Below are 26751 nucleotides of genomic sequence, written 5' to 3'. Positions count from 1 at the left end.
GATAAGCTTAAATATGAGGAATTAATTCCCTACCCCTACGCCAATACTAATTGAAGAAGGGGATGGTCTATCTGAAGTGGATTGTATTAATTATTACAATTTTACTTTTTAACACCACATCATTTTTTATGCGTAAACGCTTGAGCTATTCTGAATTATATTCAACAGTACTTTTTGCGCTTGTTGCGTGTTCAATAGCTGATGGTTATGCAAGCTTTCATTTTAAAGCATGGGGTTTTTTCGAGGTGGAAAAAGTAGAGTTTAGTGCACTGTTAATAGTGTTAGGAATTTATCCAGCAGCAGCAGCTATGATTATTAATTGGTATCCTTACGCATCTTCTAGGTGGAAAAAATTTACTTACCTTATGGGCTGGGCCATTTTTTCTACTCTGTACGAGTGGTTAACTTTAGTGGTCGGTATTTTGTGGCATATTAAATGGAACTTATTTTATTCATTTTTAATCTACCCTTTTATATATTACATGTTAATTATCCATGTAAGAATCTATCGGAAGTGGATGACAAACAACTCGACTGACTAGCTGACTAAGTTTTTTTTGATGGGAAATTTTCGTATACAGTGGTAACATACAAACCGCTTTAACCCGTTAAACGCAGACCAATTGGTCAGTCGAAGTTTGAATACTGAAAAAAGGACCATCTCGTGGAAACACAGGTGAAGAAAAGAAGGAGAGTTGTTTAAATCACTCTAAAGTTCCAGGATAACAAAAATACGGTCGCCTCGTTGCGCTAAGAGGAACGAGAGTTCAATAAATAGGAGAAGGAAGCTGACCTCTGAAATTGAATCGATTTCAGTAATCTGGATAAACTATCCTCGATACCTTGATTTGAAGTGGATCGATTATCTTATTATGAACGATGACATGGAGGCATAAAGCATGTTAAATTTATCTGAGCTCGAGAATGTCCATGCAGATATTGAATCCGTTCACGAAGTCGTACAATGTTTAAAAGCAAGAATAGATGGCATATATATTGGAATTCACATTCTCAAAAATCGGGAGAGCAGTTACTTTTATGAGCTCAGTCATTATTATAGAGGTGCAGACAATGCCGGACCTCTTGTTGCAATGGAAAACCGTTATAATTCGATAGAGGAAGCGGCAAAGGGAGCACTCCAAGCTGCAACGATGTGTTACCGAAGCACTGATGAAGGTGGGTCTTGGCTTAGAAACGATTCCTTTCTTCAATAAAGAGATCAACTCGATGATAAGCTTCATGATTGCGAAAGACAGGACTGAGATCATCCCATCTGTCAGATGAAAAGAATATTATCCCATTACATGCCGCTTATATTGCGGCTTTTTTAGTGATAAATTTCCATAATAATAGTCTCAAAAGTCCATTCATTTTAATAATCAAGTAATTTACAATATTTGAATATATATATGAGGACGGAGATTGTTATGAGTAAATATATGATTGGAATTGACCTTGGTGGAACAAATATTAAGTCTGCAATTTTCAACACGGAGTTTCAAAAAATTCACGAAAGAAGTGACCCCACGGAAGCAGCAAAAGGACCTACTTATGTGTTAAACAGAATTAAAGAAATTGTTCAAAAGATGATGTTGTTCGAAGGAATCAATCAAACTTCTATTAAGTGCATGGGTATGGGAATCCCTGGTTTACTTAATCCAGATGAAGGTCTATCCATATTTTCACCAAACTTTCCAGATTGGGAAAATATTCATGTTGTGAATCAAATGAAAAGTAATTTTGACTTTCCTGTTTTTATCGACAATGATGTGCGGGTAAATATGTACGGTGAATGGCTGTTTGGTGCAGGCGTTGGTTACAAAAACTTGGTATTGATAACGTTAGGTACCGGTTTAGGGTCGGGTATTATAAATGATGGAAAGGTTTTCTACGGTACAACATCTAGCGCGGGCGAAATTGGGCATATGAATATGTACCGGGAAGGTCGTCCTTGTCGTGGAAGCTCAGGCTGTCTAGGGAGATACGTGTCTGCGATAGGAATGGTCAAAACCTTTACAGACAAGCTTGAGGAAGGTCGGTCAAGTGCCGTATTGCAATGGGTGGGAGACGATCGGACGGCAATTACTGCCCAAATGATTTCAAAGGCATACGATCTGGGAGATTCTCTTGCAATTGAGGTTATGCATGAAACAGGAAAAATTCTTGGATTTGGTCTTTCGAATGTAATCAACCTATTAAATCCAGAAGTAATTATAGTTGGTGGTGGAATGTCGGCGGCTGGTGATCGCTTGCTAAATTCAGTACGTGATACTGCCCGAAATCATGCATTAAAGCTTTCTTCCCATGCTTGTAAGATAGAACAAGCGAAATTAGGTGGACAAGCTGGTATGATCGGCGCAGCCGCATATGCGAACAATAAGATGCCTTCATAAGCGAGTTTCATCGATGGGGATTATGTAGCCTAAGCGATGAACGAGACAAAAGATGTAACTGCAATCCATGCGGTCACATCTTTTTTGCTGCTTCTGGGAGAAAGAAGAATAGGCGAAGGTATCGCCAAATACGGGTCATGGTTATGGAAGTAATTGGGTGATCCCTTCGGCGCTAACGGAAAACGATAGCTTCATAACAAGATCGACCTCCAGAAAAGAAAGATTTGATAGGCTACGCCATCTTGAAAATCGGCGAATCGGAGCTTCAGCTCACCGACAATGTTACCGGCAGCAGCTACCAGAAGGGAACGCAAGTGACCATAGTTGTTCAAACCAATGACAAAGACAAAGCTACCCAATATTTTGAAGCACTGAAGCAGGGCGGTCAAGTAAATGAGCCGCTGCAGGCAAGTTTTTTCAGCCCCGCTTACGGCAATGTAACGGATAAATTTGGCGTCACGTTCCGAATTCTCACAAGAGGACACCAGTGATCAATCACTGTTACTTAAAATAAAGGGAGGAAATCCTAATGACTGTTCTTTTCATCGTTCTTCAAAGCTTGCTGGCCTTATACTATGTATTTTCAGGCACTGCAAAGACCTTAGGGGCCAAATATTGGGTCGATATTTTCAACAATCTTGGAATACCACAGTCGTTTCGTGTCGTCACAGGCGTCGTCCAGTTAGTCGGTGCCGCTATACTCATCATCGGCTACTGGTATTCAGAGGCGGTCACGTGGGCTTGCATTTGGCTTGGAATTACGATGTTACTGGCGTGCCTCGCGCATTTCAGGGTCAAAGACCCGATTGGCAAAACGGCACCGGCCCTCATGTTTACTTCGTTAATCATCATTCTAACCATCGTTAATGCGGGTCTGATACTTCCCTTTTCTTAAGAAAGCATATGAAAATGAATCCTACCGCATCGTGAAACTGAACCCGAAGGGGACAAGAGGAGCCGAGCCACGACTGCCCCGGCGAAGGCCATGGAACGCGCGAAGAACTTGGAATACAACGCAGAAGAACCCTCCGGTGTAAAGGAGACGGCATTCAGAGACAGTTGACCTACCATTCCGGTTAAGCTGGAATACTGCCCGTTCAGGTTGTAGGTAATTGTTTTTTGAGTGATTTGCTAGATAAGGATTTGGAAGAATTGTTTCTGATTGAGATGTAGTCCCGAATGGAAATGATTGTGAAGATATATGTAAACGAAGACCCGCAGCATATTGCTGTGGGTCCTCTTTTTTTAGAATTATTTCAGAATGCCGATTAAAGTAATACATATAAGGAAGGATGTACATATTAATTCATAGGAATACGGAAGGTTGATCAACTTATTCGTGAATATAATATGAAGTTCTGAGGTGTAACGAGTGCAGCAAGAAAATTGTGATATATCCCCGATGAAAGAACAGTTGAAGCAACAGCTGCGCCACATCTCCGCTGAAATTCAATGCAGCTTGGATACCTTAGATAATGATGAAAATAACTGTCTTTTAAGTCGATTTGACGATATTCGAGAAGCCTTTAAACAAGTCGAATCCACAGCGGCTTCCTTTTATCTGCAATGCTATTTATCCTCTTTCACGACCCATTATTTAGACTTGTCCATTTGTATTCAGCATCTGTCGGAACGCCGACATGGTGCTTTGATCGTGATCCAGAGGAACGATCTGCTGGATATGTTTATGCACTCAGGCATTAGGTTGGAAGCAACGTTGACTTACTCGTTATTGGAAGCCATTTTTTACCCTGGCAACCCGCTGCATGATGGGGCTCTATTGATTCAATCCGATCGAATCGTTTCGGCTGCGAATGTTTTACCAGTATCTAATATAACGGTTGACAAAAAACTGGGGACAAGACACCGTGCCGCGATAGGCTTGACAGAACGAACCGATGCTCTTGTACTCGTCGTTTCAGAGGAAACCGGCAATGCTTCCTTTGCCTATAAGGGAGTCCTGCACCCCATTAATTCTTTGGATACAATGGTCCAGCCGATAACTGAGCGATAGATTCAAATCACTCTTTTCTGATAAAAAAACTGTCCCACTAAGAAAACGGATTGCGGGAAATTCAAACCGAGCTGCCACGCCCCTACACCCTTAAGACGATAATCGACAACTATTTGAAATTTTGCTGCACGGGCTCGCGCATCTTCAAACCACACGCTGTGTCTCTTACCGTTCTCGTCCCAATATGTAAAATAGGGTTGTTGATGCTGAATAGAATATTGAATCGGCACTTCATACTTCATAGCTGTTTCGGTAGCTGCAGTAACGGAAACAGCTTTAGCGTTGAGTACATTTCCATTATCCATCGTCCAGTCATACCCATACCTGGGTACCCCTAGAATAATTTTGTTCCGAGGCATGCGCTGCACGGCATAATCGAGGGTTTTACGTATCTCATCGATTGGGGCGACAGGTCCAGGACCAGAATGCGTTTCATGCCAATCATAGGCCATTATGAAAACGAAATCCACGACAGCACCGATCCCTCCGTAATCATAACCAGGATAATCGCTATCGCTTTTTTTTACATGAAGGGCGACCGATGTCAAGAATCCCTCCGGATTCAAACGATCGTTCAATGAGCGTAAAAAACCGGTATACAAGTCCCTTTCCCCTGTACGAATCTGCTCAAAATCAATATTAACGCCAGCATAATTTTTTGATTTCACTAAATTATAAATATTGTTAATTAAACGGTTCCTTAATTCAGGAGAGTTAAGTACTTGTCTTGTCACATTGGGACTGAACCCTTCCGGAGTTAAATTTGTAATTGTCGCCAGTGGAGCAACTCTATGTTTCCGCGAAGCTCTTACGGCTAATTCATCGTTATTTAGAGTGCTCAAGTTCCCTTCCGCGGTAATGTGATATTCAAAAATGCCAAAGTAGGCATTGTATGGTGAGAAGTTACGGGTAGTCATTTCAATTTGTTCAGGTGTAGCAGGAATGAAATAACTCAAACCTTCTTCCGGATATTTGATTCGCGCTGGTAGGTACAGCTTCATGCCTATAGATAATATATCGCTTTGAAGCCCGTTTGCTTTACGAAGGGTATCCACGGATAGAAAACTCATCTGGGATATCTCGTAGAGCGAATCTCCGGGCTGAACAATATAAACAGTTGATGGAACTATCAAAGCTTGACCAGGAACTAGTGTTGGATCGATCAAGCCGTTTATTTCACGAATTTTATCGAGGGGAAATTGAAATTGTGAAGCAATAGAAAAAAGAGAATCTCCATTTTTTACAGTATAAATAAACATATGAAATTTATTCCCCCCAGCTGAGCAAAGATACTTCCTTTCATAGATATTCGTTAGTGAGCATGTTTCAGAACAGCTGCATCGTACTGGCACGCTAGGCCATTCGAGGAGAACCGCAGCCCACACTTTCTTGAAAATTATGGCATATCATAATTTTAATTTGCTTGGAAAATTCAAGGAGACAGTAATTATTATGTGAGGTGAAATCATTGCAAAAAATAGCAAAGACTACAAGTAAGATTAAAAAGTTGATACCTAAAAAAACGACCTCTATTCAAATGCGGGGGGATATATGGGATCAGTACACACTAAAGCATTTATTGCAAAGGAAACCTAAAATCATATATAAAGGTAAAAGTCGGTTTCAAAACATCATCCTGCTCGAAGCGAAAGATGTACGGTTGTATTTGGATAAGCAGCTGCAATTCAGTTCATTGGATGAACGCTTTTATCACGAGGCACTTGTTCACCCGGCAATGACGATGTCGCCTAATCGCCGTAATGTTTTGATATTAGGGGGTGGCGATGGATTCGCAGTAAGAGAAGTGCTTAAATACAAGGATGTAAAAACGGTTGATCTGGTTGAGTTGGATCCCCAAATTATCAAAGTAGCCAAAAGAAAGCCTATATCTACATTAAATCATCGTTCATTATTTGATAAACGTGTAAAGGTTCATCAAATGGATGCAAAATTATTTTTCCCTACTTCCAAATCCTATCAAGTGATTATCGTTGATTTTCCCGATCCATCAGACAAAATGATTAGTAAGCTGTACACAAAAGATTTTTTTAAACGTGTAGTCAAATCGCTTGCTCCAGGCGGCATGATTGTCATCCAATCTAATTCAACTGAAGATATGCCGCGCGTATATTGGAGTATTCATCATACGTTGAAAAGCATAAGCATGAAAACGAAAAGCTATTTTGTTTATGTCCCATCTTTCGGAGACTGGGGCTTCCAAATCGCTTCGTTTAAAAACTTTATCCCTGGCAGAAAGAAAGTTCCTGTTCCCAACCAAACACTCCCCAAAAACCTTTCAACATTGTTTAAATTGCCGTCAGAAGTTCTTGAATCAAAAAATCAAGCCTTACCCAATAGCTTGAAAAACCTGAGGTTATATAAATATTATCATCTTGATCAGAAAAGCGCCGTAGCGCGCTAAGGAAAAAAAGAGGGCTGTGGGATAGTCCTCTTTTTTTCTTGCTGTTTTTAATATATGAATCTTTCATGGTTGGTCTGACGCCCGTTTAAACTGATGGGGGGTCAATCCCACGTGTTTTTTGAACATTTGGCAAAAATAAGAGAAGTTCCCCAGACCTACAGCCTGCCCGATTCCCTGTATAGAGATGTCACTTGTTTTAAGCAATAAGCAGGCTTGACGAATGCGTCTCGCGGTCAAATATTCCGTAATGCTGCTGCCTACGATTTGCTTAAAGACCGCGGAAATGTGATTTGGCGATAAGTGAATGGCCTGTGCGAGTTGATTAAGCTCAAAGGGCTCCATGTAATGGATTTCAATCCATTCCATGACCTTCTCAGCAATGGATGAGGACTTTACTTTGGAACTGCGTTCCGTGGATAGGTTGTACCCGGTTATTGGATAGGAAGTTTTCAAATGATGCATCAGGTTGGTCAAGAAGAACAATTGCTCTTCCAGCAAATGTTCCGGTTTGGCATGCTCAATTGTATGTTGGTGTGCTTGGAGCAAGTTATGCAGAGCCTCCGTGTCTAATCCGCTTATCTTTTGAATAGACAGGGGGTCTTTCCAAAGTTTCTGGAAAAATTCACGTGTAGAAGGGAATGCCGTCAAACAGCCATCAAGCAGCGCAGGTTCGAATACGAAAAAAGATCGGATGTACGCTTGCTGGGCTAGTTCGTTCATGCGAATCCGATGTAGTTGGAAAGGTCTGAAGTAAAAGAGCATGCCAGGAGCCAGGTCGAAAATTTGTTGTTCCACAACGACAGTACCAGTGCCTTCGTGGACAATAAGGATTTCCATACCTTGATGCGCATGATAGATTTCAGCAAATGCATTTGTCCGATTTCGGTAAAATTGAAGATGTGCAGGGTGTTGATTAAGGTTCAAGTAATTCATTACCTTCATGGTCCAAATGACTCCCATCTTCTCTCATATGTTAAATCATAATACAACAACATTTTACCATAAGAGCACTACACTCTGTTCGATTGATTTTTGCTATACTGAGGGCAAGAATTTCGGTGGGAGTGATAGACATTGCTTGGTCAACGGTTGATTCAGAATTGGGAGCATTACTGTGGGAGTCTAGGAGGCGTGTGGGAGGTATGGCGGGGCGATAAGCTCCAAAATCACTATAATGTCCCATGGCAGCAAGTCGAGCTACCGCATTCTTACAATGCTTTGGACACGATGGACCCTGACAGTAAGTACTATCAAGGTCAGGGCTGGTATCGCACAAAGCTGGAGGTGAACAATCCGTATCCGAACGGGCGAACGCTCTTGCACTTCGAAGGAGCTGGACAGCGTTCTAGCGTATTTGTTTATACCGAGCAGGTGGGCGAGCACCTTGGGGGGTATGATGAATTCACGGTTGATATGACGGAAGCAGCTGCACGAGCGCGGGAAATTGAACGCTATGTGGGTAAAGTCTCCGTAGCCGTCATGTGCGATAACAGCCGTGAGCTTGAGACGATTCCATCAGATGCTAGTGATTTCCACCTATATGGCGGTGTGTATCGCTATCTGAATTTGGTCTATGTGCCAGCAATATCGCTGGAGAAAGTACATATCGAGACAGACACACAAGCCCTGCAAAAGTCGATGGATTCCGGTTCGGATTCGATATCCTCCAGTACAGTGAAAGTTCGTGCTGCGTTATATAATCCGAAGGGCTTGAACGAAAACCTGCAATTGACGATCCAATTAACAGACCCAACGGGCCGTGTGATAGCGGTTTCAAACGTGAGCTCCATGCCGTGGGAAGGGGAAAAGGAGTTAACGGTATTCGAGCTTGATACCCCTCAGCTCTGGTCGACGGATCAACCTGTCTTGTATGGTTGTAATGTGACACTTTCGAGTGTCCATGGAGAGACTACGGTTAACGAGAAATTCGGGGTTCGTTTCTTTGAGTTCATGAAGCAAGGTCCTTTCAAGCTGAATGGTGAGCGGTTATTGCTTCGCGGTACACATCGACATGAGGATCATGCTGGTATTGGGCCTGCAATGACAGAAGAGATGATTCGTGAAGAAATGCAATTGATTAAGCGCATGGGCGCTAACTTTATTCGACTCGGGCATTACCAGCAATCGAGGATTGTACTGAATCTTTGCGATGAGCTCGGTATATTGGTTTGGGAGGAAATTCCTTGGTGTCGTGGAGGATTAGGGGGCGAAGCTTACCGGCAGCAATGTCGCGACATGCTAAGCGCGATGATCTCTCAGCATTACAATCATCCATCCGTGATTCTTTGGGGGCTTGGCAATGAAAATGATTGGGAATGCGATTTTGATTATTTTGACCAAGAAGAAATCCGTGGCTTTATGAAAGAGCTTCATGACCTGTCACACCAGTTGGATGCGGGGCGTCTGACCGCAATACGGCGATGTGAGTTTTGCAAAGATATTATTGATGTCTACTCGCCTTCGATTTGGGCTGGGTGGTATCGAGGTATATACACCGACTACGAGAAAAGCTCCAGGATGGCCTTTGAACAGGTAGACTCCTTTTTCCATATGGAATGGGGGGCAGATAATTTGCCAACTCGGCATGTAGAGAAAACTTACACGGGTTTCGAGTATATCCCTCGTGGAAACGGAGCTACGGAAGAGCGAGATGGGGATTATTTACTTACTGGTGGCGAAACGCGAGTCTCTCGGGACGGTGATTGGTCGGAGACCTACTTCTGTGAAATGATCGATTGGTATTTAAAATGCCAAGAGGGGATGGATTGGCTGACAGGCGCGGCACAATGGTCCTTCAAGGATTTCGCCACACCAGTTCGTCCGGATTCACCGATTCCGTATTTGAATATGAAGGGAATCGTTGAACGTGATTTGACGAAGAAGGAAGCATTTTATGTCTTCCAATCCTATTGGTCTAAGGAACCTATGGTGCGCATCTACGGTCACACGATGCCAGTTCGTTGGGGTGATGAGGATGAGCAGAAGTACCTAAAGGTTTATTCCAATTGCTCTAAGGCGGAGCTTTTCCTTAATGGGGTTAGTTTAGGCTTAAAACTGCGAGATTCCAATGACTTTCCTTGTGCGGGTCTACGTTGGAACACGGCCTTCAAGCCTGGCGTGAACCATGTGCAGGTTATCGCTGAGAAGGAAGGCATCATCGTGAAAGATGAGCTGACCTTCAATTACCAGACAGAGACATGGGGGGAGCCGACAGAGCTTCAGCTTACGTCAGTAAAGCAGGATGATGGTCGTATCTATGTGGAAGCGCGTATGTTTGACGAGAAGGGTGTTTTTTGCCCGGATGCTTCTCATTTCATTCGTTTCGGTCTTAGCGGCGATGGCAAGCTGCTTGATGGTCTTGGCACGATCCATGGCTCGCGGCTTGTACAGCTGGCAACTGGACGTGCGGGGATTTATATCGATCCGCAGGGTGGAAGTGCGGCTGCCATCGGTGAGACTGCGTTCATATCTGCGGGCGGGCCAGCCATGGCTGCTGTCAAAGCAGGCAAGGTAGCTCAACTGCCGACTTCGGTCGTTAGCGCGAAGTGTGAAGGCATGGCTACTGCTTTTATCACTTTACAATAAAACCAAGGGAGTGAATCGAATGGAGAACAAGACAACGATTCAAGCTGACAAGTGGAAGAACGCGGCAAGCATGAAGGAAGCACTGCCCCTCGTATGGGAGGCGCTGCAGGTTAAAGTAGATAGAATGATCGAACAGCTTGGGGATAAATCTCCGCATGTGGCTAAGGCAGATGGTATCTACGATGACATGCGGCACGATTGGTGGACATCCGGCTTTTGGCCAGGCATCCTATGGATTATGCACGAGATGACCGGCAAGGAGCATTACAAAAAAGCGGCTTGGAGCTGGGACGAGAAGTTTGAAAAGAAGATGATCGAGACTAATAACTATCATCATGATGTAGGCTTTCAATTCCTGCCGACGGCAATCATCAAATACAAGCTGACAGGCGATCAAGACGGTAAGCGCCGTGGATTGTTTGCGGCAAACTTCTTGACTGGACGCTTCAATCTGGCTGGTCAGTTTCTGAGAGCTTGGAATCAAGAGAAAATCGGTTGGTCTATCGTAGATTCGTCTATGAACTTGTCTCTTTTGTTTTGGGCCGCACAAGAGTCTGCTGATCCACGGTTTGAGCATGTAGGCAAGGCGCATGCAGATACGGTGGTGGAACACTTTATCCGAGAAGACGGATCTGTGAATCACATTCTTAGCTTCGACCCTAAGTCAGGTGAGCTCATCGAATCTCTTGGCGGGCAGGGTGCAGGACCTCAATCTTCCTGGAGCCGTGGGCAAGCATGGGCGCTGCATGGTATGGCCAACACTTACCGTTACACAGGTGATGCCAAATATCTCCATGCGGCTAGACGCGTAGCGCATTATTTTCTAGCTTGCTTGCCTGAGGACTATGTTGCGCATTGGGATTTCCGTGCAGATGAATCATTGGAGGGCCTCCCGCGCGATACATCCGCAGCAACCTGCGCTGCGTCTGGTCTGCTTGAACTGGCTGATGCACTTCCATCCGTAGAGGGCGCACTTTATCGACGGGCAGCTGAACGGATCCTGCTTTCCTTGACCCAGAACTATGCGACATGGGATCAACCGGAGCATGAGGCAATCCTGCTTGGCGGAACGGGCAATTTACCCGCTGGGCAGAACATTGATGTTTCCTTGATCTATGGAGACTATTATTACGTTGAGGCCATTGCAAAGCTGCTAGGCTGGAAAAATCGAATTTTCTAGAAAACAGGCCTGTGACCTGCTGATTTCATGATGGAATTAGCAGGTACAGGTCAATTACTTTTACATGTGTTACACGTAGAAGGATAGCAGCTCGCAGGGAGGAACTCATGATTGGGATCTTAAAGTTAAACCAGGAACTATGGAAAGATTACTTTGATATGGACAGAATTCTTCATGATGCGGAGGAGTCGCTTCACGCCCCGATGATACATATAACAGATCATATTGCTCATGGAAGTCCTGGAGGCATGCATGATTATTATTCGAATGGAGACTACTGGTGGCCGAATCCGGATACGAAGGACGGACTGCCGTATATTCGCCGCGATGGTGAAAGTAATCCTGGCAATTTCGATCATCACCGGAGCACACTGCGGCTTATGAGGTCGCATGTGGCCAGGTTGGCTTCGGCCTATCGGATCACTGAGGATGAACGATATGCAGCAAAAGCGATACAGCTTTTGAAGGGGTTTTTCTTGGATAAACAGACCCGAATGAATCCGCATTTGCTGTATGCTCAAGCGATTCCTGGTGTAAGCGAGGGGAGGGGAATCGGGATTATCGATACGCTCCACTTCATAGATGTTACGGTTGCCGTAGAAGCTTTGCAAAGGGCATTAAGTGTGGAGGAATCGTCAAGGTTGGGCCTGATGGATTGGTTCTCCAGTTACTTGAATTGGATGAGCACGCACCCTCAAGGTATTGAGGAAAGGGACGAGTCCAATAATCATGGAATCTGCTGGTTCGTGCAAGCAGCGGCATTTGGACGGATGACCGGAAATCAACAAATGCTTATCTTTTGCAAGGAACAGTTCAAGACCCGTCTGCTGGCTGAACAAATGGATCAGAACGGCAGCTTGCCTAGGGAGTTGGCACGAACAAAGCCTTACGCCTATTCCATCTTCGCATTGGATAATCTGGTCACTCTCTGCCATATCCTATCGACTCCGAACGATAACCTATGGGATTATCAATTACCCGATGGAAGGGGAATCCGGAAGGGAATCGATTTTCTGACGCCGTTTTTGATGAATAAAGCTGCATGGCCTTACAGACATGATGTGGAGTGCTTTGAAGAGTGGCCTGTCGGGATATCATTTCTATTATTCGCTGGGCTTGCTTACGAATCTGATGATTTGCTGAAGCTGTGGCACGAGCTGGATAAAAGCCCGACGAGTTCAGAGGTGCGTCGAAATATGGCCATCCGACAGCCGCTTCTTTGGTTGTAAGAATGTGGGGGCAAGGCCGCGAAGGGATGTCTGGTAACTGAGGACACTCCCTTTTTTACGTTTACATCCATATTTGAATATCCAGATTAGGTAATGAGGGTGTGGAGTTTCGATTTTAAAGATGAATTTACGATTATGAAGATTTAATATCTCCATGATTTATATAAAATTGAGGGAGAGTGCGCACTCGACAACAATGAAAGGAGCGTTAAAGGTTAAAAAGGATTAGTTGATGAGAAAATGAAATCAAGGGAGATGTATGAATGGGAAAAGGAAAAAAAGCAGGCATTGTTATGTTATTGGTTAGTTTGTTTCTTGCCATGATCCCTTTTTCAGGTTTTGCGGCGGATGCTAAATTGTCGGTCGCGGCTTCTGGCGTGACTGCGAGTGCGGATGATGGGAACGTACCTGCCAATACGGTGGATGGAAACTTAACGACCCGCTGGTCTGCAAGTGGTGACGGGCAATGGATCAAGTACGATTTGGGCTCCGTTAAAAAAGTGTCTTTCATTAAAATCGCTTTCCTAAACGGGGATACGAGAACATCGAATTTTGATATTCAAGTGTCTACGGATAATGTTACTTTTACGACGGTTCATGCCAACGTGACAAGCAGTTTGAATACAAGCCTGCAGGTTTTTGATTTTCCGGATGTAGACCCCGTCCGTTATGTACGGATTGTTGGACATGGAAACTCCGTAAACACTTGGAACAGCTATACCGAGGTAGAAATTTACGGGGATACTTCTGCAAGCGCTTCCGTAGACACAAAGTTCTCCGTCCCTGGGTCTTCCGTGACCGCTAGCGCGGATGATGGGAATGTGCCTGCTAATACGGTGGATGGAAGCTTAACCACACGCTGGTCTGCTAACGGCAATGGGCAATGGATCAAGTACGATTTGGGTTCGAGTGTCAAGGTCGCCTTCATTAAGATGGCATTTTTAAGCGGGGATACAAGAACTTCCAGTTTTGATATTCAAACTTCCACCGATAACGTGAATTTTACAACGGTTCAGTCTAACGTGACCAGCAGTTTGAATACAAGCTTACAGACTTTTGACTTCCCTGATGTAACGCCAGTCCGTTATGTGCGTATTGTTGGACATGGAAACTCCGTCAACGCATGGAACAGTTATAATGAGGTAGAAATCTATGGTGTTGCTCCTGTTATTCCAGGTGTTCCTGTATCCACATCAGGGGAGTTAACTTCGGCCTTAAGCAGTGCAAGTGCCGGTACCACGATCGTACTTGCGAATGGGACTTACACACAAACAGGCCCTTTCGTCTTGAGCAACAAAAACGGCACAGCAGGCAGCCCTATCACGATCAAGGCCGCTAACCCAAGGCAAGCGATTATTTCTGGCGGAGCTTCTCTCCAAATTCAAAACTCGTCCAATGTCGTTATCGAGGGGCTTAAATTTACAAACGCTGGAAATACAGCCCTTCTCTTAGATGGATCCAATAACATTCGAGTGACTCGAAATCAATTCGCACTACAAGCAACTGGAGGTACCCTAATCTGGCTTCAGGTTAGCGGAGTCAATAGTCATCATAATCGAATCGACCATAATGACTTCGGTCCCAAGAGCGACACGGATCCTCTAATTGCCTATCAAGGCGATGGTAACGGGAACATCTCTCAGTATGACGTCATCGAATATAATTACTTTCATGATGTGGGTCCATGGGTTGCTAATGGCAAAGAAACGATACGCCTTGGATTATCGGGAATCTCATTGTCCAATGGGTTTAATACCATCCAGTATAATCTGTTTGAGAACTGCGATGGCGAACCCGAAATCGTTTCTGTGAAAAGCAGTAATAACACGGTTCGATACAATACCTTTAAGACTTCTAAAGGCGGACTCACCTCAAGACATGGTCATAACAACTCATTTTACGGAAACTTTTTCCTTGGCGATGGTGTAGAAACAGAACAAGCAGGAATCCGTATTTATGGAAACGACCATAAGATATACAACAATTACATGGAGAATCTTACTGCTAACGCCATTATTCTTGACAATGGTAATTATGATGGAGGTACGGGCGGGTATCCCACGAATCCAACGGCTGATGACTTGAGAGCGCAGTGGAAAATTTACCGAGCGCAAGTCGTCAACAATACGATTGTTAACAGCACGACGGGAATTGTTGTTGGTTCCAGTAAAACATATCCTACTCAGGACAGCAAAGTGGCTAATAATATCGTGAGAAATTCCACCGGTACCCTGTATGATGAAGTTGTGACGACCAACACCATATTCGAAGGGAATATTGGGTTTGGCAGTACAGTAAGCAATAATAGTTCAAGGACGGCTGCCCAAATCTGGGGAACAAATCCGTTGCTTACAACTGTAAACGGGTTGCAAAAATTGTCCTCTAGCAGTCCGGCGATAAACGCTGCACTGGGAATCTACACTTATGTGACAGAGGATATGGATGGGGAAGCACGTTCCACTCCGGATATTGGAGCAGATGAACGGTCTTCAAGCACGTCATTTGGGAAACATCCGTTGGTGGCATCAGAGGTAGGACCGAATGCGCCATAAGTAATGAGTAGATAGTTTACTGAGATGTCTTTTAAAAGATCGCAACAGCTTAGGCTGTGCGGTCTTTTTTCCATAAAACTTGATAATGTGTGACAAGGCAAGTAGAGTTGAAGGGTAGGAGTTGAAAGTAGGGGGTTGTTTATTTGAAAAAACTGGGTATTGCGCTGCTGATCGTCTCAGGGCTTGCTCTATTGTCGGCTTTAACGATTCCATTCTTCGTTCATACCGGAAGAGGGATGGCTGGTTGGATTGCTGGTCTTCTTATTGTTAGCGAGATTGCGTTCTGGACAGGCGGCATCATTCTAGGTAAAGAAGTGGCAAGAAAATATAGACAGTACTTAAATCCTAAAAACTGGTCACGAAAACAGAAAAAGTCGAGTGACGATGGAGAATAAAAGAAAAGATACTTCCAGGAAAGTTTAGTTATTTTCTTATTATCAGGTATACTATAACCTGCAGATGAAAAAGGGGTGGTCCAATGTTTACAATGACAAGTTACACCGTGGAATTGGTGAAAGATCCATTTGGTATATTGACGGGGCAGCGATATGAATTTCTCATTGATATTGAAGTTGAGGAAGATGATGAGCTTTACTCCGAAAGTGGATTATATATTAGAGCGATCTATAGCGTGGAAGAGGAAAAGTCAGGGATTATGAAGTATGAGCTATACGAGAAAACGACGCAACTCTATTTGGATTTTGATCTAGAGGATGATGAGGTTGCCGCCGTAGAAGCGTTTTGCAAAGAGCACGTTCATGAAGGAAATGAATAAGTAAGTAAACAGCCATTCGAGATGCGTGCATCCTGGATGGTTTTTTTTTCATCCCCTTCTCTTTAGGGCTCATTGTTTCCAAAGTAGCATCCGAACATAAAAAGAAAAACCCCTCACGTAGTAAGGGATTTTCATCAAACTATTCAGGCGTACTTCTTATCCTTTAAGGATTTCTTCCACCTTTTGTAGCACATCTTCCGTCAAGCGGATGCCGCTAGCTGCACAATTTTCAACGACTTGCTCTGGTCGGCTAGCGCCAACGAGGGCACTTGCTACATTGTTTTGTCTGAGAATCCAAGCAATTGCCAGCTGAGAAACCTTGATGCCAAGCTCATCGGCGATTCCAGATAATTGTGCCACTTTATTCAATGAAGCTTCGTTTAATTGCTTATCGCTCCAATTCTTGCTGCTTGCTCGGCTATCGGCTGCGATGGGTTGTCCTGCACGATATTTGCCTGTAAGAAGCCCCTGTGCAAGCGGCGAGAAAACAACCTGACCGAATCCCTTAGCCTCGCCAAGTGGGATAATTTCTTTTTCGATGTAACGATTGAAAAGGTTGTAGATCGGTTGATTGACAATGAGCTTATCCAGTAACAGCTTGTCTGCGATTGCATAAGCTTCAACAATCTGAGCAGGCGTCCATTCACTGACACCGATGTAGAGCACCTTGCCTTGTGTGACTAAATCGTCCAAGGCACGCAAAGTTTCTTCTAGCGGAGTTTCAGGGTCGTAACGGTGACAATAGTAAATATCGATGTAATCCGCATTCAGTCGACGTAGACTGGCTTCGGCCTGCTCTTTAATATGCTTGCGAGATAAACCACGATCATTAGGACCATCGCCCATCGTATTAAAAACTTTTGTAGCTAGAACATAGGATTCCCGTGGATAGGAGGCGAGTGCTTTGCCCATCACTTTTTCTGCTTCACCACGTTCATATACGTTAGCTGTATCAAAGAAATTAACACCCAAATCATAAGCTTGTTCAATAGAACGAACAGCAGGATCTTCCCCGACATAACCGCCGTATGTGAGCCAACTCCCAAGACTGATTTCACTGACTTTGAGACCGCTGTTACCGAGTTTGCGATATTGCATGATTGTTAACCTCCTAGTGCACTGTGGGATAAGAGCTATCTATAGTATAAAGATTTTCCGCGGTTTATGTAAGAACTGACAAATAGGTGATTAAGTTACCTGGAGGTGCGACGCTTACTTCATGTAAGTACATACGTGACTGGGAAATGAAGTGAGATTAAGGCAATCTGCTGTGTAGCCAAGCATCGTCTTTTGACGTAAAATGACTGTGAAAGGAGGAGGTATTCATGTTAGCTTCCCTATTTGTTGGCATCGTAGCCATAGAGCATATCTACATTCTAATTTTGGAAATGTTTTTATGGACGACACCTCGTGGATTGAAAGCCTTCGGCATGACGAAGGAACAAGCCCAGGAAACCAAATCACTTGCTGCTAATCAAGGTTTATACAATGGATTTCTTGCGGCTGGTCTTGTTTGGGGGCTCGTTCATCCTGATGCATCCATGGGTCGTTCCATTGAGATCTTCTTCTTAATCTGTGTCATTATTGCTGCCTTGTATGGCGGGGCAACAGCCAAGAAGTCAATTTTACTGGTACAGGGGTTGCCCGCTGTTATCGCTCTTCTTTTTGTACTTACATAAAGTAAGGTTTTATCGCAATAAATAAGGGAAGTCCCTAGAGATACTTGGGACTTCCCTTATTTATTAGGCATACTTCACTACCTTATTTTTGCCGCTTGTTTTTGCCCGATACATAGCTTCATCCGCTTGCTTTATGAGTTCCTCGGCGCTTAGGCCATTCTTATACTTGCTGTAGCCGATACTTGCGGTAACAATCGTTTCCTTCTCGATTCGACTGCGAACGCGTTCTGCAAAGGCATCCATTTTGACACTAGGATCTGTCACCATGACGACCATCTCTTCGCCACCGTATCGGCCGGCAATGCCGCATTCTTCGGCTTCTTCTTTCATAATCAGGGCAACCTGCTTGAGCACATCGTCCCCCATCTGATGACCTTGGGTATCATTTAACTTCTTGAAATTATCAATGTCGCTAAACAAAATGTACACAGGCAAATGCCTTCCAACATATTGGGCAACACGGTTATAGAAAAATTTGCGATTATATAGACGTGTAAGCCCGTCTGTTATGGATGAATTATAAATGGCCTGCATAAGCTCTACAACACGTTCAAACAGCAGCATAAACAATAAAAAATAATAAATAATCGGTAAGACATTGGCTGCAATAGATAACAAAGGCTGAACGTTCCCATACATATAGGCATTTACAAGGTGGACAGATTGAATGAAAAAGTAAACCGTCAGTGCCATTTGATATTTGACTTGTTGGCCGATGTACGGTGGGATCGTGTAGAAACAAAGAAAGATCAGTACAAATACATAGAGTTCGAGACCAATATCCTGAAGCAATCTAACTTGCTCATGCGTGCCGGTATACATATTTGGCACACTGAAATGAAGGATAGAAACGACAAACCCCATAATCATTAAGCCATAGAAGAATATGTACTGTTTACGATTCGTACGATTGTATAATTGATAGATCCCCATATTAATAAGTAGGAAGGATATTATTTTAAGCATTAGCAGCATGTACGCAGTTAAACTTGTATCCATGTTGCTAAGTGCGAAATATAACTGGAGAAGGTAATGAATGCCTACAAAAACTAGTGAAATGGTCATCGACATGTAGCCTTTTTTGCGACGGTCTAGAAATAATCGAAGCGAGATCACGAACATTAGGGCAACAATGACAACGATAATGGCATTTGATAACAATGAAGCTAAATCACCGAAAAGCAGATCAACAACGTTCATACTTTCCTCCAAAATCCCCTCTTTTTCGACATGTAATGACTCTATTATAAAGGAAAATGCGAGAGAGGGATAGAAACGATTGTAAAGGCTCGAAGGTGTTCTCTTTTCTATTCGGCGCACACAAGTTACAATAAGAAGGTAAGCTCAAGGATTTGGGAGAGGGGCTCATGCAATGAACATCTTGCAAGCATTGTTTTTCCCCCCGGAACAGCCGGGTGGGGTGTCATCCATGGTTCCCTATATATTGGACCGTTTTAATAAAAAAGGCTGGGAAATGGAATTATTTTCGCTACCTAAGCGAATTCGTGGCAAGGGTACTGAGGAAGTGGAGTTCGTCACTTTTGATTGGCGGAAGTATGCCGGAAACCCGATCGTTGATAAATACATTCAGACGTACAAGGATTATGTTTGGTGGACGAAGCTGAGAATTTCCAAAAAATATGATATCATCCATGCCCATCATCCGATTGCTGCGCTTGCCATGAAGCAGATTTATCCGGAAACACCCGTCATCTTGACCATTCACTCCAGTTTTGAGAGAGAGCTCATTTTGAATGGACGTATACAGGAGAATGGCGTGGAGCACCAATTCCTGACTCAAATTTACGGGGAGCTTGAAGCGAGAGTCGATCAGATGATCACGGTTTCTAACTCGTTCAAGCAATATATGGCGGAGTATGTGCAGGATAGTGAGCGGATTGGCGTTATTCCAAATGGTTTTGACGAAAAGCGTTTTCGTCCGATTTCACATGAAAATCCAGTTACACAGTTCATAACCGTTTGCCGCTTAGTGCCTGCTAAAGGGCTCGATACGCTGCTGATTGCTTGCGGAGAGCTGAAAAAACGCGGTCATCCCTTCGTTTTACATATTATAGGTGATGGCCCCAGCCGAGAAGAACTTGAGAAGCTGGCGATTCAGCATAATATTTACGATGAAACGATTTTCTATGGCTATATGCTGCATCCTGAAGAGTTTATGCCTTTCTTTGATGTATTCGTACTGCCATCGCGCGCGGAGGCATTCGGCTCTGTATTTGCGGAGGCAGCACTGTGCTGGTTAGCACTAATCGGAACTGATGTCGGCGGGATTGCTGAGCAAATCGAACATGGACATAACGGCTTACTTGTGCCGGTAGGTGATGCGATGGCGCTTAGCCATGCTTTGGAAAAAGTCGTCATTGATCCTACTTTCCGCTACAATTTGGCACGAACTGCCTGGGAGAAGGCGAAGAAAACCTACTCATTGAACCGAGTGCTGCGGCAGCTGAAAAGTGTGTATGAAAGTTATCAGGTCGCTGTACAACCAAATGATGATGATAGTGCGGATAGTGAAAAAAGCTGAATAGGAAGGCGTTAGAGTGATGAAACGACTGCGGTTTATGCATGCCGCCGATCTGCATCTGGACAGTCCGTTCAAAGGCATGTCGGCGCTGCCTGAACGGGTTCGAGAGCGAATCCGAGAATCGACGTTTGAAGCGCTCAAGGAACTTGTGGCCTTAGCGATACGAGAGCAGGTAGATTTTGTACTCATTAGTGGGGATGTTTATGATTTATCCGATCGTTCCTTGCGCGCTCAAATTCGTTTCCAGAAAGCACTGGAGCAATTAGCTGAACAGGGAATCCCTACTTATATTATTCATGGAAATCATGACCCGGAGGATGGACGTGCCGCGAAACTGGATTGGCCGGCAGCAGTCCATTTTTTTGCGTGCGACCAAGTGGAGACGATTAGCGTGGAAAAGCCGCAGCGCGGCGTCATTGCCCAGATTCATGGCATTTCCTATCGAAGCTCGGCGGTAACGGATAATTTAGCTGTCAAATTCAGAGTAGGCCAAGAAAAGGTATGTCAGATCGGCCTTTTGCATACGAATGTTGACGGTGATCCCGGTCATGACAATTATGCCCCTTGCAGCAAGCAGGATTTGCTTGAAGCGGGTATGAACTACTGGGCGTTAGGACATGTACATACAAGGAATGTGCTTCATCAGAAGCCAGCGATTGTTTACCCAGGGAACTTGCAGGGCCGAAGTATTCGGGAAACAGGACCACGTGGGTGTTACATCGTCGATATGTCTGAGGATGGACGAGCTGAGCTAACCTTTCATGCGTTGGATCAGGTTCGTTGGTTCCTAGAACGGCTGTCTGTGGCAGGCTTACAGACAGAACAGGATTTGAAAGACCGGCTCGGGGAGCAGCTCGAGCGGATTCGGGCAGAGGCGGAAGGCAGAGATGCTGTCGTCCGTCTTGTTCTGGAAGGCCGCAGCGCGGTGCATGGCTTGCTGCGCAAAGGTCGGGCTCTGCAGGAGCTGACCGCCGAACTGCGTGAGGAGGAAGCAGAGCGGAGCCGCTTCGTCTGGGTGGAGTCGATCGAGGACCGAACGGCTAGTGAGCTCGACCTCGAGGCCTTACTGCAGGAGAAGAGCTTCCTTGGCGATCTCCTGCGGTATTCGGCTGCGCTGCAAGTCGACGACGAAGCGCTTGCTTTATTTGCAAGCGAGGCGCTGGCCGCGCTGCAAAGCTTGCCGCAAGCAGCCGGTGATCCGGCTGCGGCGGAGCCTGAACGGCTGCGCGAGTGGCTGCGCGCCGCACAAGAATTAGCCGCGGACCTGTTGTCCGCGGATGGGGGGGGACATGGATGAGAATCGTATCCATGCAGGTTCAAGGTTTCGGCAGCCTGCGCGAACGGCAGCTTGACACCGATAGCCAGCTGGTGCTTTTCTATGGCGCCAACGAAGCGGGCAAGAGCACGCTCATGGGCTTCGTCCGCGCGGTGCTGTTCGGCTTTCCGACTCGTCAGAGCCGGTTGGAACGATATGAGCCGCTTGGCGGCGGCGCCCATGGTGGTGCGCTAACCCTGCTCGATGAGCAGGGTCAGCTCATTCGCGTCGAGCGTTACGACGCACCTGCCGCAGGCGGCAGACGAGCCTCTGCGGGGCTCGTCAAGGTCACCCTCGGTGATGGCACCACCGGGGGCGAAGACCTGCTGAACACGCTGCTGGGCGGCCTATCGGCCGACCTCTTCCGCAGCTTGTTCGCTTTCGGTTTAACCGAGCTGCAGGAGCTGCGCACCCTGCAGACCGACGAGCTCAGCGGCTATCTGTATAGCGCTGGGCTTGGTGTGAGCGGCTCGGCCATCATGGAGGCCGAGCGCAAGCTGACGGCGCAGGCCGACGGCCTGTACAGACCCCGCGGGCGCAATCAGGAGATGAACCGTCTCCTGAAGGAGCTTGAGGGTCTGGAGCAGTCGCTGCGTCGCAGCCGGGACCCAGCAGCCGACTACGATCGGCTGCAAGTGGAGCGCCGCTCCGCGGAGGAGCGCATTGCTGCCCTGGAGGGGCAGCAGGAGTCGCTGCGCGCGGAGCTGCACAAGCTTGGCCTGGCCGGCAAGGCGCGAAGCGGATGGATCCGCTTGCGTCAGATCGGCCAGGAGCTTGCAGCGCTGCCTGCGCTGGCGGGCTTCCCCGAGCATGCGTCGGCGAGGCTTGACGCGCTCGAGGAAGAGCTGGAGCGCATCCATGCGGAGCGCGCTCGGCTCTTGCTTAGGCAGCAGAGCCTGATGAGCCAGCTGCGCGCCATAGAGCTTGTGCCTGATCTGCTCGAGCATCAGATCGAGCTGAATCATTGTCTTGAGCAAGCAGCCACATATGAAGAAAATAAACGCAGTGTAGATCAAATGCGCGTGGAGCAGGAGCACCAACGCGCGCAGGTAGACAGGCTGCTTAAACAAATAGATGTACACTGGGAGGAGACAGATTTAGCCTCGTTCTCGGTAACAATTTCCCTGCGTGAACAGGTACGAACTTACAAGGGACGGTTTCACAAGTGCCAGGAGAGTGAACTGCGCGTCAGAACAGAGCTGGAGAGTGTGCAGCAGCAGGTCAAACGCGTCCAAGACACGGTAAGGAGCTTGGAATCCGAGTTACATAAAAGCGGGGTAAGAACAGATGGTTCAGCCTCTCCCGGTTGGGGAGGAGCAGATCCATCCACAACCTTGCATAACATAGCGAGAGACTATTCGCGCTGGCAGCTGCTTGTGAGGGATATAGCACACCAAAAAGAATGCGATGCTGTGGAGAATCAGTTCCAGCTTAATTTAGAGGACGCGGCGAAAGCTGGCAAAACGGCCTCACGGAGATTACGTCAACGCATCGTTGTATTTACCAGCTTATTGGCTGTCTTGGCACCACTATTGCTGTTATGGCAGGGCAATTGGGTGGCAGCTCTGTGTGCCTTTCTTTTTTTTGCTGGTGCTGCACTCTTTATGCTTGTTTCTGATCGTGAGGTGAAAGAGAATCGCTCTTCCCGAGCGATGACTTCATCCTCAGTCAGGGATGAAAGTCTGAGTGAGGAACTTCGCATGCTGGAGCGCCGCCTGCAAGAACAAATCCAACCTTTTGCACAGCAGCAAACAGGATATGTTGAAGCTGCGGCAGCATCAGCTGCTAATTCATTGAGCCATTCCGTATCCATGCCTCTTGAGGTACTCCAGCCTCAATTGGATGCATGGATGCGTGAAGCTGAGCAAAATAAACAACAACACAACGAGCTGCTTCGTAAACTAGAGAGGCTGCAGGATACGAAGGAGATGCTGCAATCGCTTCGGCAGCAAGAAGATCAGCGAAATGGTTACCTCGCGGAGCTTGTGTTGGAGTCTGATCAGCTCCAATCGGATTGGAGTCATTGGCTGCAATCGCTTGGACTAAGTACGCAGTTATCGGCAGATGCCCTGCTGGAAACCATCCAGACGATTGAGCAGGGGCAGGAAAGTCTTCGTCAACTTCATAAGCTGGAGTCCAAGCTAGAGACATTAGTATCAAGCATGGATCACTTCGATCAAACAGTCGGTTCACTCCTTTGGCTTTCACTAGCGGTACGTCAAGAATCCGTATTCGCTCTCAAACGCTGGAAAGAACAGGAGCAAGAACAGGTGAAGCTGCTTGCGGAGAAGAAGCATGGCGAGCAGCTTTATTCGGAAACTGAGCAAGAGCTGCAGCTTCTACAGACAAACGAGCAGCGTATACAAGCCCGGTTGGACCAACTTTTACAGGAAGCCTCTGCATGTGATGGTGAAGTACTGCGTATTCATCAGAGAGAGCAGGAAGAACGCAGGAAACTGACGGAAGAACAAACATTGCTGGAATCCTCGCTCGAAACGTTACTAAGCCGCTCATTGCTTGCCAGCTACACCGAGCTTTTGGAAACCCATGGAGAAGAGGATATCGCACTTCAAATGGCTTCCCTTCAAAACCGATTATCCGAAACCGTTAACGAAACGAATGAACTTCGAGAGGTTGTTGGTAAGCTAGCGGGACAAATTGAGAAGCTGGAGCAAGGATCGGAACATGCAGATCATCTTCTCCAAGCTGAAGCATATCGAGCTACCATTCGACAGCAAGTAGATCAATATGCCGTAGCTTCCTTCGCTTCACTGCTGATGAAGAAGGCCCGCGATGTTTACGAGCATGAACGGCAGCCTGGCGTACTTCTGCGAGCATCGGATTACTTTGCGAAGATGACGAACGGGGCCTTCACCCATGTCAAAGCGCCATTCGGAGAGCAGCGTCTAGTCGCAATACGAGCGAATGGAGAGTCGCTTGATACGAGTCAGCTTAGTAGAGGAACGGCGGAGCAGCTCTACTTATCCATGCGCTTTTCACTCGCCCAGGAGTATGCTGGCAAAGCTATTTTACCGCTGGTGATGGACGATATTCTCGTTAATTTCGATGAGGAACGGATGGAGAGCTGTTTGCGTGTTCTTGCAGATTTAAGCAGCAGGCATCAAGTGCTGCTCTTTACCTGCCACGCTCACGTGCGAGATGCGGCAGCAAGAGTTATTCCCGGAAATCGCTTTATTCGTTTGTAGAAGCGTTAGTAATGGAGGAATTGGAAATGGAGTCTGGAAACGATAAGAAGAAAGAGCATCGGGAAATCACCTATCAGGTCGGATGGAAGAAGGGGAAGATCGAATGGAATGAAGGCGCAACGGAAGCTTTAGCGGTCAAATCATCCGTGGAAGATGAGGGTCATGTTGGAGAAAAGCGTCTGCAGCTGTTTTGGCTTCCGGCCATGAGTCTTCCAAGTTGGCTGCTTCTCCCTATCCTTTATTCGCTTCCCGTCTTCTGTTTCCTATTAACGCTTGTTCTCATTTATGCGTTGCGTCATGGCTAGCAGCAAGTAAGGATTGAATGAAGGGGGGATCAGCTTTATGAACATGTTATTAGCCATTATTGGTGGCCTGCTGGGCCTTTTTGTAACCGGGGTTGCCATATATACAGCTTGGATGGTTCATCAGCTGTGGAAGCAGCAGGCGGCAGCCCCAAAACCAGAGGGTCAGGTGGAAATTGCCGTAAAATACTTTTCAAAATGGACGGTCATTGATTACGCAGTCATCTTATTATTTATCACTGGTCTTTTACTATTGATAGCCGAGTTATTTGCTGTTTGGCGAGATCAAACGATAATTGCCAATTTCCATTTCTCCTACTTGCTCACAGGAATCATTATTTCTGCTATGGGCATGCTTCTGTTGTTTGTACGTTTGGTTATCGTTCTTGGTTTTATTCAGACAGGTGCTTTACATCGCACGGTTACGGTTCCGCCAGATCATCAGAACGAGCCAGATCACACTGATAAAGCCAAATAAGGGATACAAAGCGGAAAGCAGTATTTTGAAACCAATTTGACTTATCAGATAGCTTAACCCTAGGATACTGATCAGAATAACCTTTGGGTTTAGTTTTACACGCTGCTGAAGCTGCTGGGACAAGCCGTAGGCGTCAGCAATAAAGGTCGTGAAAATCTCACCGTATATGACGAGCAGATAAGCAACTTGCGGTACGGACCCTAGTCGGGTAATAATATTTCCCATTGGGATTTCGAATTGTGCGATACCTGGCATTTGTGCAGAGAGTGCATAATGTGCAGATAACAGAAGCAGACCAATGCCTGCACCGCCAAGCAGTCCGCCCCAGTAAAGAACGGATCGATTGCGAATGGATGCTCCCATGGGGACGAGCACGGCTTGGGCCATCGCTAAGTTAAAGGCGGTATAGAGGAAAGGTGCGAACCATATTTTTTCTAATGGATCATCGCTTGTAATGCGCAACCAGTTCCCTGAAGATGGCGAATGCCACGTATAAACGACGATGACCAGGCTGAAGAGCAGCATGATGGGAACTACGATTGAATTCACTGTCATAATAGCGCCAATTCCGCGTGACAATACGAAATAGGCGAGTACCAATGTCACGAAGAGTCCTGTTTGGTATGAGAGGTGCAGCTGTTCCTCAAATACCGTTCCGCCCCCGGCTAGCATGACGGTTGTAATTCCAAATAGGACGACCATCATAAACAAGCTAATGGCGTTACCGATTCTTTTGCCAAAAATGGCTCGATTCAAATCCTCATAAGATGAGGCCTTCAGATCATGAGCCATCAGCATGAGTTTAATACCAATCCAGATGAAAAGTATGCTGGATAAAGCAATCGTCAATGTGGCTAGCCAGCCGTAACGTGTGAAAAATTGCAGGATTTCCTGTCCAGAAGCGAACCCTGCTCCAACAACCGTTCCAATGTAGGTAAAGGCAACACGGACGATCTGTGAACCTGTTCGCATAGATTGCCCCGCTTTCTTTCGTTTGATATAGTACAAGGTATGTTCGTGATCCCATGCGCATGACTGGAACTTGGGGCAAGCTGTCGTTTCTGCTAAAATAGGTATGA

24 protein-coding genes are annotated in these 26751 nt (G+C 45.8%); 19 read left to right on the top strand and 5 right to left on the bottom strand.

Features of this window, described 5'->3' with window-relative positions:
• Positions 1–62 precede the first annotated feature (62 nt).
• From QFZ78_RS13335 to cdaS, 6 genes are all read left to right on the top strand, one after another.
• Complete coding sequence (locus QFZ78_RS13335) at positions 63–542, top strand: CBO0543 family protein (RefSeq protein ID WP_307548132.1); 480 nt, start codon at positions 63–65, stop codon at positions 540–542.
• A gap of 357 nt (positions 543–899) precedes the next feature.
• Positions 900–1214: a hypothetical protein gene (locus QFZ78_RS13330; protein WP_307548131.1), complete on the top strand. Its 315-nt coding sequence runs from the start codon at positions 900–902 to the stop codon at positions 1212–1214.
• Between the two features lie 213 nt (positions 1215–1427).
• Positions 1428–2393, top strand: a complete 966-nt coding sequence (locus tag QFZ78_RS13325) for an ROK family protein (RefSeq protein WP_307548130.1) — start codon at positions 1428–1430, stop codon at positions 2391–2393.
• A 224-nt stretch (positions 2394–2617) separates the two neighbouring features.
• On the top strand, positions 2618–2884 hold the full coding sequence (locus QFZ78_RS13320; protein WP_307548129.1) for a VOC family protein: 267 nt from the start codon (positions 2618–2620) through the stop codon (positions 2882–2884).
• 38 nt (positions 2885–2922) lie between these two features.
• Complete coding sequence (locus QFZ78_RS13315; protein ID WP_307548128.1) at positions 2923–3288, top strand: DoxX family protein; 366 nt, start codon at positions 2923–2925, stop codon at positions 3286–3288.
• 477 nt (positions 3289–3765) lie between these two features.
• Positions 3766–4407 carry a sporulation-specific diadenylate cyclase CdaS gene (gene cdaS / locus QFZ78_RS13310; protein WP_307548127.1) on the top strand — a complete coding sequence of 214 codons (642 nt, stop codon included), beginning with the start codon at positions 3766–3768 and terminating at the stop codon, positions 4405–4407.
• Positions 4408–4409: 2 nt separating this feature from the next.
• Here the strand turns inward: cdaS and QFZ78_RS13305 are convergent, their stop codons facing one another.
• Entirely contained in the window at positions 4410–5666 is a 1257-nt protein-coding gene (locus QFZ78_RS13305; protein WP_307548126.1) for a glycoside hydrolase family 18 protein, read from the bottom strand.
• A 434-nt stretch (positions 5667–6100) separates the two neighbouring features.
• On the opposite strand from QFZ78_RS13305, the gene QFZ78_RS13300 reads away from it, so the two are divergent.
• Entirely contained in the window at positions 6101–6829 is a 729-nt protein-coding gene (locus QFZ78_RS13300; protein ID WP_307548125.1) for a fused MFS/spermidine synthase, read from the top strand.
• 63 nt (positions 6830–6892) lie between these two features.
• Here QFZ78_RS13300 and QFZ78_RS13295 read toward each other — a convergent pair whose 3' ends face one another.
• Entirely contained in the window at positions 6893–7771 is an 879-nt protein-coding gene (locus QFZ78_RS13295) for a helix-turn-helix domain-containing protein (RefSeq protein ID WP_307548124.1), read from the bottom strand.
• 132 nt (positions 7772–7903) lie between these two features.
• Here QFZ78_RS13295 and QFZ78_RS13290 point away from each other — a divergent pair, with 132 nt between their 5' ends.
• The 6 genes from QFZ78_RS13290 (at position 7904) to QFZ78_RS13265 (ending at position 16150) form a co-directional block, all read left to right on the top strand.
• Positions 7904–10414: a glycoside hydrolase family 2 TIM barrel-domain containing protein gene (locus QFZ78_RS13290; RefSeq protein ID WP_307548123.1), complete on the top strand. Its 2511-nt coding sequence runs from the start codon at positions 7904–7906 to the stop codon at positions 10412–10414.
• Positions 10415–10484: 70 nt separating this feature from the next.
• Complete coding sequence (locus tag QFZ78_RS13285) at positions 10485–11594, top strand: glycoside hydrolase family 88 protein (protein WP_307555657.1); 1110 nt, start codon at positions 10485–10487, stop codon at positions 11592–11594.
• 107 nt (positions 11595–11701) lie between these two features.
• Positions 11702–12823 (top strand): alginate lyase family protein, encoded by a 1122-nt coding sequence (locus QFZ78_RS13280; protein ID WP_307548122.1) that lies wholly within the window; start codon positions 11702–11704, stop codon positions 12821–12823.
• 263 nt (positions 12824–13086) lie between these two features.
• The gene (locus tag QFZ78_RS13275) at positions 13087–15375 is read left to right on the top strand and encodes a chondroitinase-B domain-containing protein (protein WP_307548121.1); all 2289 of its coding nucleotides are present in this window, start codon (positions 13087–13089) and stop codon (positions 15373–15375) included.
• A gap of 143 nt (positions 15376–15518) precedes the next feature.
• Entirely contained in the window at positions 15519–15770 is a 252-nt protein-coding gene (locus QFZ78_RS13270; protein ID WP_307548120.1) for a transporter suffix domain-containing protein, read from the top strand.
• A gap of 83 nt (positions 15771–15853) precedes the next feature.
• The gene (locus QFZ78_RS13265; RefSeq protein ID WP_307440635.1) at positions 15854–16150 is read left to right on the top strand and encodes a DUF6509 family protein; all 297 of its coding nucleotides are present in this window, start codon (positions 15854–15856) and stop codon (positions 16148–16150) included.
• A 156-nt stretch (positions 16151–16306) separates the two neighbouring features.
• On the opposite strand, the gene QFZ78_RS13260 is transcribed toward QFZ78_RS13265, so the two are convergent.
• The gene (locus QFZ78_RS13260) at positions 16307–17248 is read right to left on the bottom strand and encodes an aldo/keto reductase family protein (RefSeq protein ID WP_307548119.1); all 942 of its coding nucleotides are present in this window, start codon (positions 17246–17248) and stop codon (positions 16307–16309) included.
• A gap of 227 nt (positions 17249–17475) precedes the next feature.
• On the opposite strand from QFZ78_RS13260, the gene QFZ78_RS13255 reads away from it, so the two are divergent.
• Positions 17476–17829, top strand: coding sequence for a DUF1304 domain-containing protein (locus QFZ78_RS13255; protein ID WP_307548118.1), 354 nt, complete (start codon positions 17476–17478; stop codon positions 17827–17829).
• Between the two features lie 63 nt (positions 17830–17892).
• On the opposite strand, the gene QFZ78_RS13250 is transcribed toward QFZ78_RS13255, so the two are convergent.
• Entirely contained in the window at positions 17893–19029 is a 1137-nt protein-coding gene (locus QFZ78_RS13250) for a GGDEF domain-containing protein (RefSeq protein WP_307548117.1), read from the bottom strand.
• A 172-nt stretch (positions 19030–19201) separates the two neighbouring features.
• On the opposite strand from QFZ78_RS13250, the gene QFZ78_RS13245 reads away from it, so the two are divergent.
• The 5 genes from QFZ78_RS13245 to QFZ78_RS13225 are packed head-to-tail and all read left to right on the top strand — an operon-like array spanning position 19202 to position 25672.
• A complete protein-coding gene (locus tag QFZ78_RS13245; protein ID WP_307548116.1) occupies positions 19202–20371 on the top strand; it encodes a glycosyltransferase family 4 protein in 1170 nt (389 codons plus the stop codon).
• 19 nt (positions 20372–20390) lie between these two features.
• Entirely contained in the window at positions 20391–21668 is a 1278-nt protein-coding gene (locus tag QFZ78_RS13240; RefSeq protein WP_307555655.1) for a metallophosphoesterase family protein, read from the top strand.
• Positions 21665–24892 (top strand): AAA family ATPase, encoded by a 3228-nt coding sequence (locus QFZ78_RS13235; protein ID WP_307548115.1) that lies wholly within the window; start codon positions 21665–21667, stop codon positions 24890–24892. The genes QFZ78_RS13240 and QFZ78_RS13235 overlap by 4 nt, the downstream gene beginning before the upstream one ends.
• Before the next feature lie 26 nt (positions 24893–24918).
• Positions 24919–25197: a hypothetical protein gene (locus tag QFZ78_RS13230; RefSeq protein WP_307548114.1), complete on the top strand. Its 279-nt coding sequence runs from the start codon at positions 24919–24921 to the stop codon at positions 25195–25197.
• 37 nt (positions 25198–25234) lie between these two features.
• A complete protein-coding gene (locus QFZ78_RS13225; protein WP_307548113.1) occupies positions 25235–25672 on the top strand; it encodes a hypothetical protein in 438 nt (145 codons plus the stop codon).
• Here QFZ78_RS13225 and QFZ78_RS13220 read toward each other — a convergent pair.
• A complete protein-coding gene (locus QFZ78_RS13220) occupies positions 25604–26644 on the bottom strand; it encodes a YkvI family membrane protein (RefSeq protein ID WP_307548111.1) in 1041 nt (346 codons plus the stop codon). The two genes, QFZ78_RS13225 and QFZ78_RS13220, sit on opposite strands and share 69 nt — an antisense overlap.
• Positions 26645–26751: the final 107 nt, after the last annotated feature.

Source organism: Paenibacillus sp. V4I5 (assembly GCF_030817255.1).
Lineage (GTDB): Bacteria > Bacillota > Bacilli > Paenibacillales > NBRC-103111 > Paenibacillus_E.
This window is presented reverse-complemented; position numbering and strand designations above follow the sequence as displayed.

Bases quoted from the DNA above. Each gene is read 5' to 3' on its own strand.
- QFZ78_RS13275 (WP_307548121.1), top strand. From the start codon at position 13,087: ATGGGAAAAGGAAAAAAAGCAGGCATTGTTATGTTATTGGTTAGTTTG.
- QFZ78_RS13305 (WP_307548126.1), bottom strand. From the start codon at position 5,666: ATGTTTATTTATACTGTAAAAAATGGAGATTCTCTTTTTTCTATTGCT.
- QFZ78_RS13315 (WP_307548128.1), top strand. From the start codon at position 2,923: ATGACTGTTCTTTTCATCGTTCTTCAAAGCTTGCTGGCCTTATACTAT.
- QFZ78_RS13335 (WP_307548132.1), top strand. From the start codon at position 63: ATGGTCTATCTGAAGTGGATTGTATTAATTATTACAATTTTACTTTTT.
- QFZ78_RS13325 (WP_307548130.1), top strand. From the start codon at position 1,428: ATGAGTAAATATATGATTGGAATTGACCTTGGTGGAACAAATATTAAG.
- QFZ78_RS13330 (WP_307548131.1), top strand. From the start codon at position 900: ATGTTAAATTTATCTGAGCTCGAGAATGTCCATGCAGATATTGAATCC.
- QFZ78_RS13225 (WP_307548113.1), top strand. From the start codon at position 25,235: ATGAACATGTTATTAGCCATTATTGGTGGCCTGCTGGGCCTTTTTGTA.
- QFZ78_RS13250 (WP_307548117.1), bottom strand. From the start codon at position 19,029: ATGAACGTTGTTGATCTGCTTTTCGGTGATTTAGCTTCATTGTTATCA.
- QFZ78_RS13265 (WP_307440635.1), top strand. From the start codon at position 15,854: ATGTTTACAATGACAAGTTACACCGTGGAATTGGTGAAAGATCCATTT.
- QFZ78_RS13260 (WP_307548119.1), bottom strand. From the start codon at position 17,248: ATGCAATATCGCAAACTCGGTAACAGCGGTCTCAAAGTCAGTGAAATC.
- QFZ78_RS13230 (WP_307548114.1), top strand. From the start codon at position 24,919: ATGGAGTCTGGAAACGATAAGAAGAAAGAGCATCGGGAAATCACCTAT.
- QFZ78_RS13235 (WP_307548115.1), top strand. From the start codon at position 21,665: ATGAGAATCGTATCCATGCAGGTTCAAGGTTTCGGCAGCCTGCGCGAA.
- QFZ78_RS13220 (WP_307548111.1), bottom strand. From the start codon at position 26,644: ATGCGAACAGGTTCACAGATCGTCCGTGTTGCCTTTACCTACATTGGA.
- QFZ78_RS13295 (WP_307548124.1), bottom strand. From the start codon at position 7,771: ATGAAGGTAATGAATTACTTGAACCTTAATCAACACCCTGCACATCTT.
- QFZ78_RS13245 (WP_307548116.1), top strand. From the start codon at position 19,202: ATGAACATCTTGCAAGCATTGTTTTTCCCCCCGGAACAGCCGGGTGGG.
- QFZ78_RS13280 (WP_307548122.1), top strand. From the start codon at position 11,702: ATGATTGGGATCTTAAAGTTAAACCAGGAACTATGGAAAGATTACTTT.
- QFZ78_RS13255 (WP_307548118.1), top strand. From the start codon at position 17,476: ATGTTAGCTTCCCTATTTGTTGGCATCGTAGCCATAGAGCATATCTAC.
- QFZ78_RS13285 (WP_307555657.1), top strand. From the start codon at position 10,485: ATGAAGGAAGCACTGCCCCTCGTATGGGAGGCGCTGCAGGTTAAAGTA.
- QFZ78_RS13240 (WP_307555655.1), top strand. From the start codon at position 20,391: ATGAAACGACTGCGGTTTATGCATGCCGCCGATCTGCATCTGGACAGT.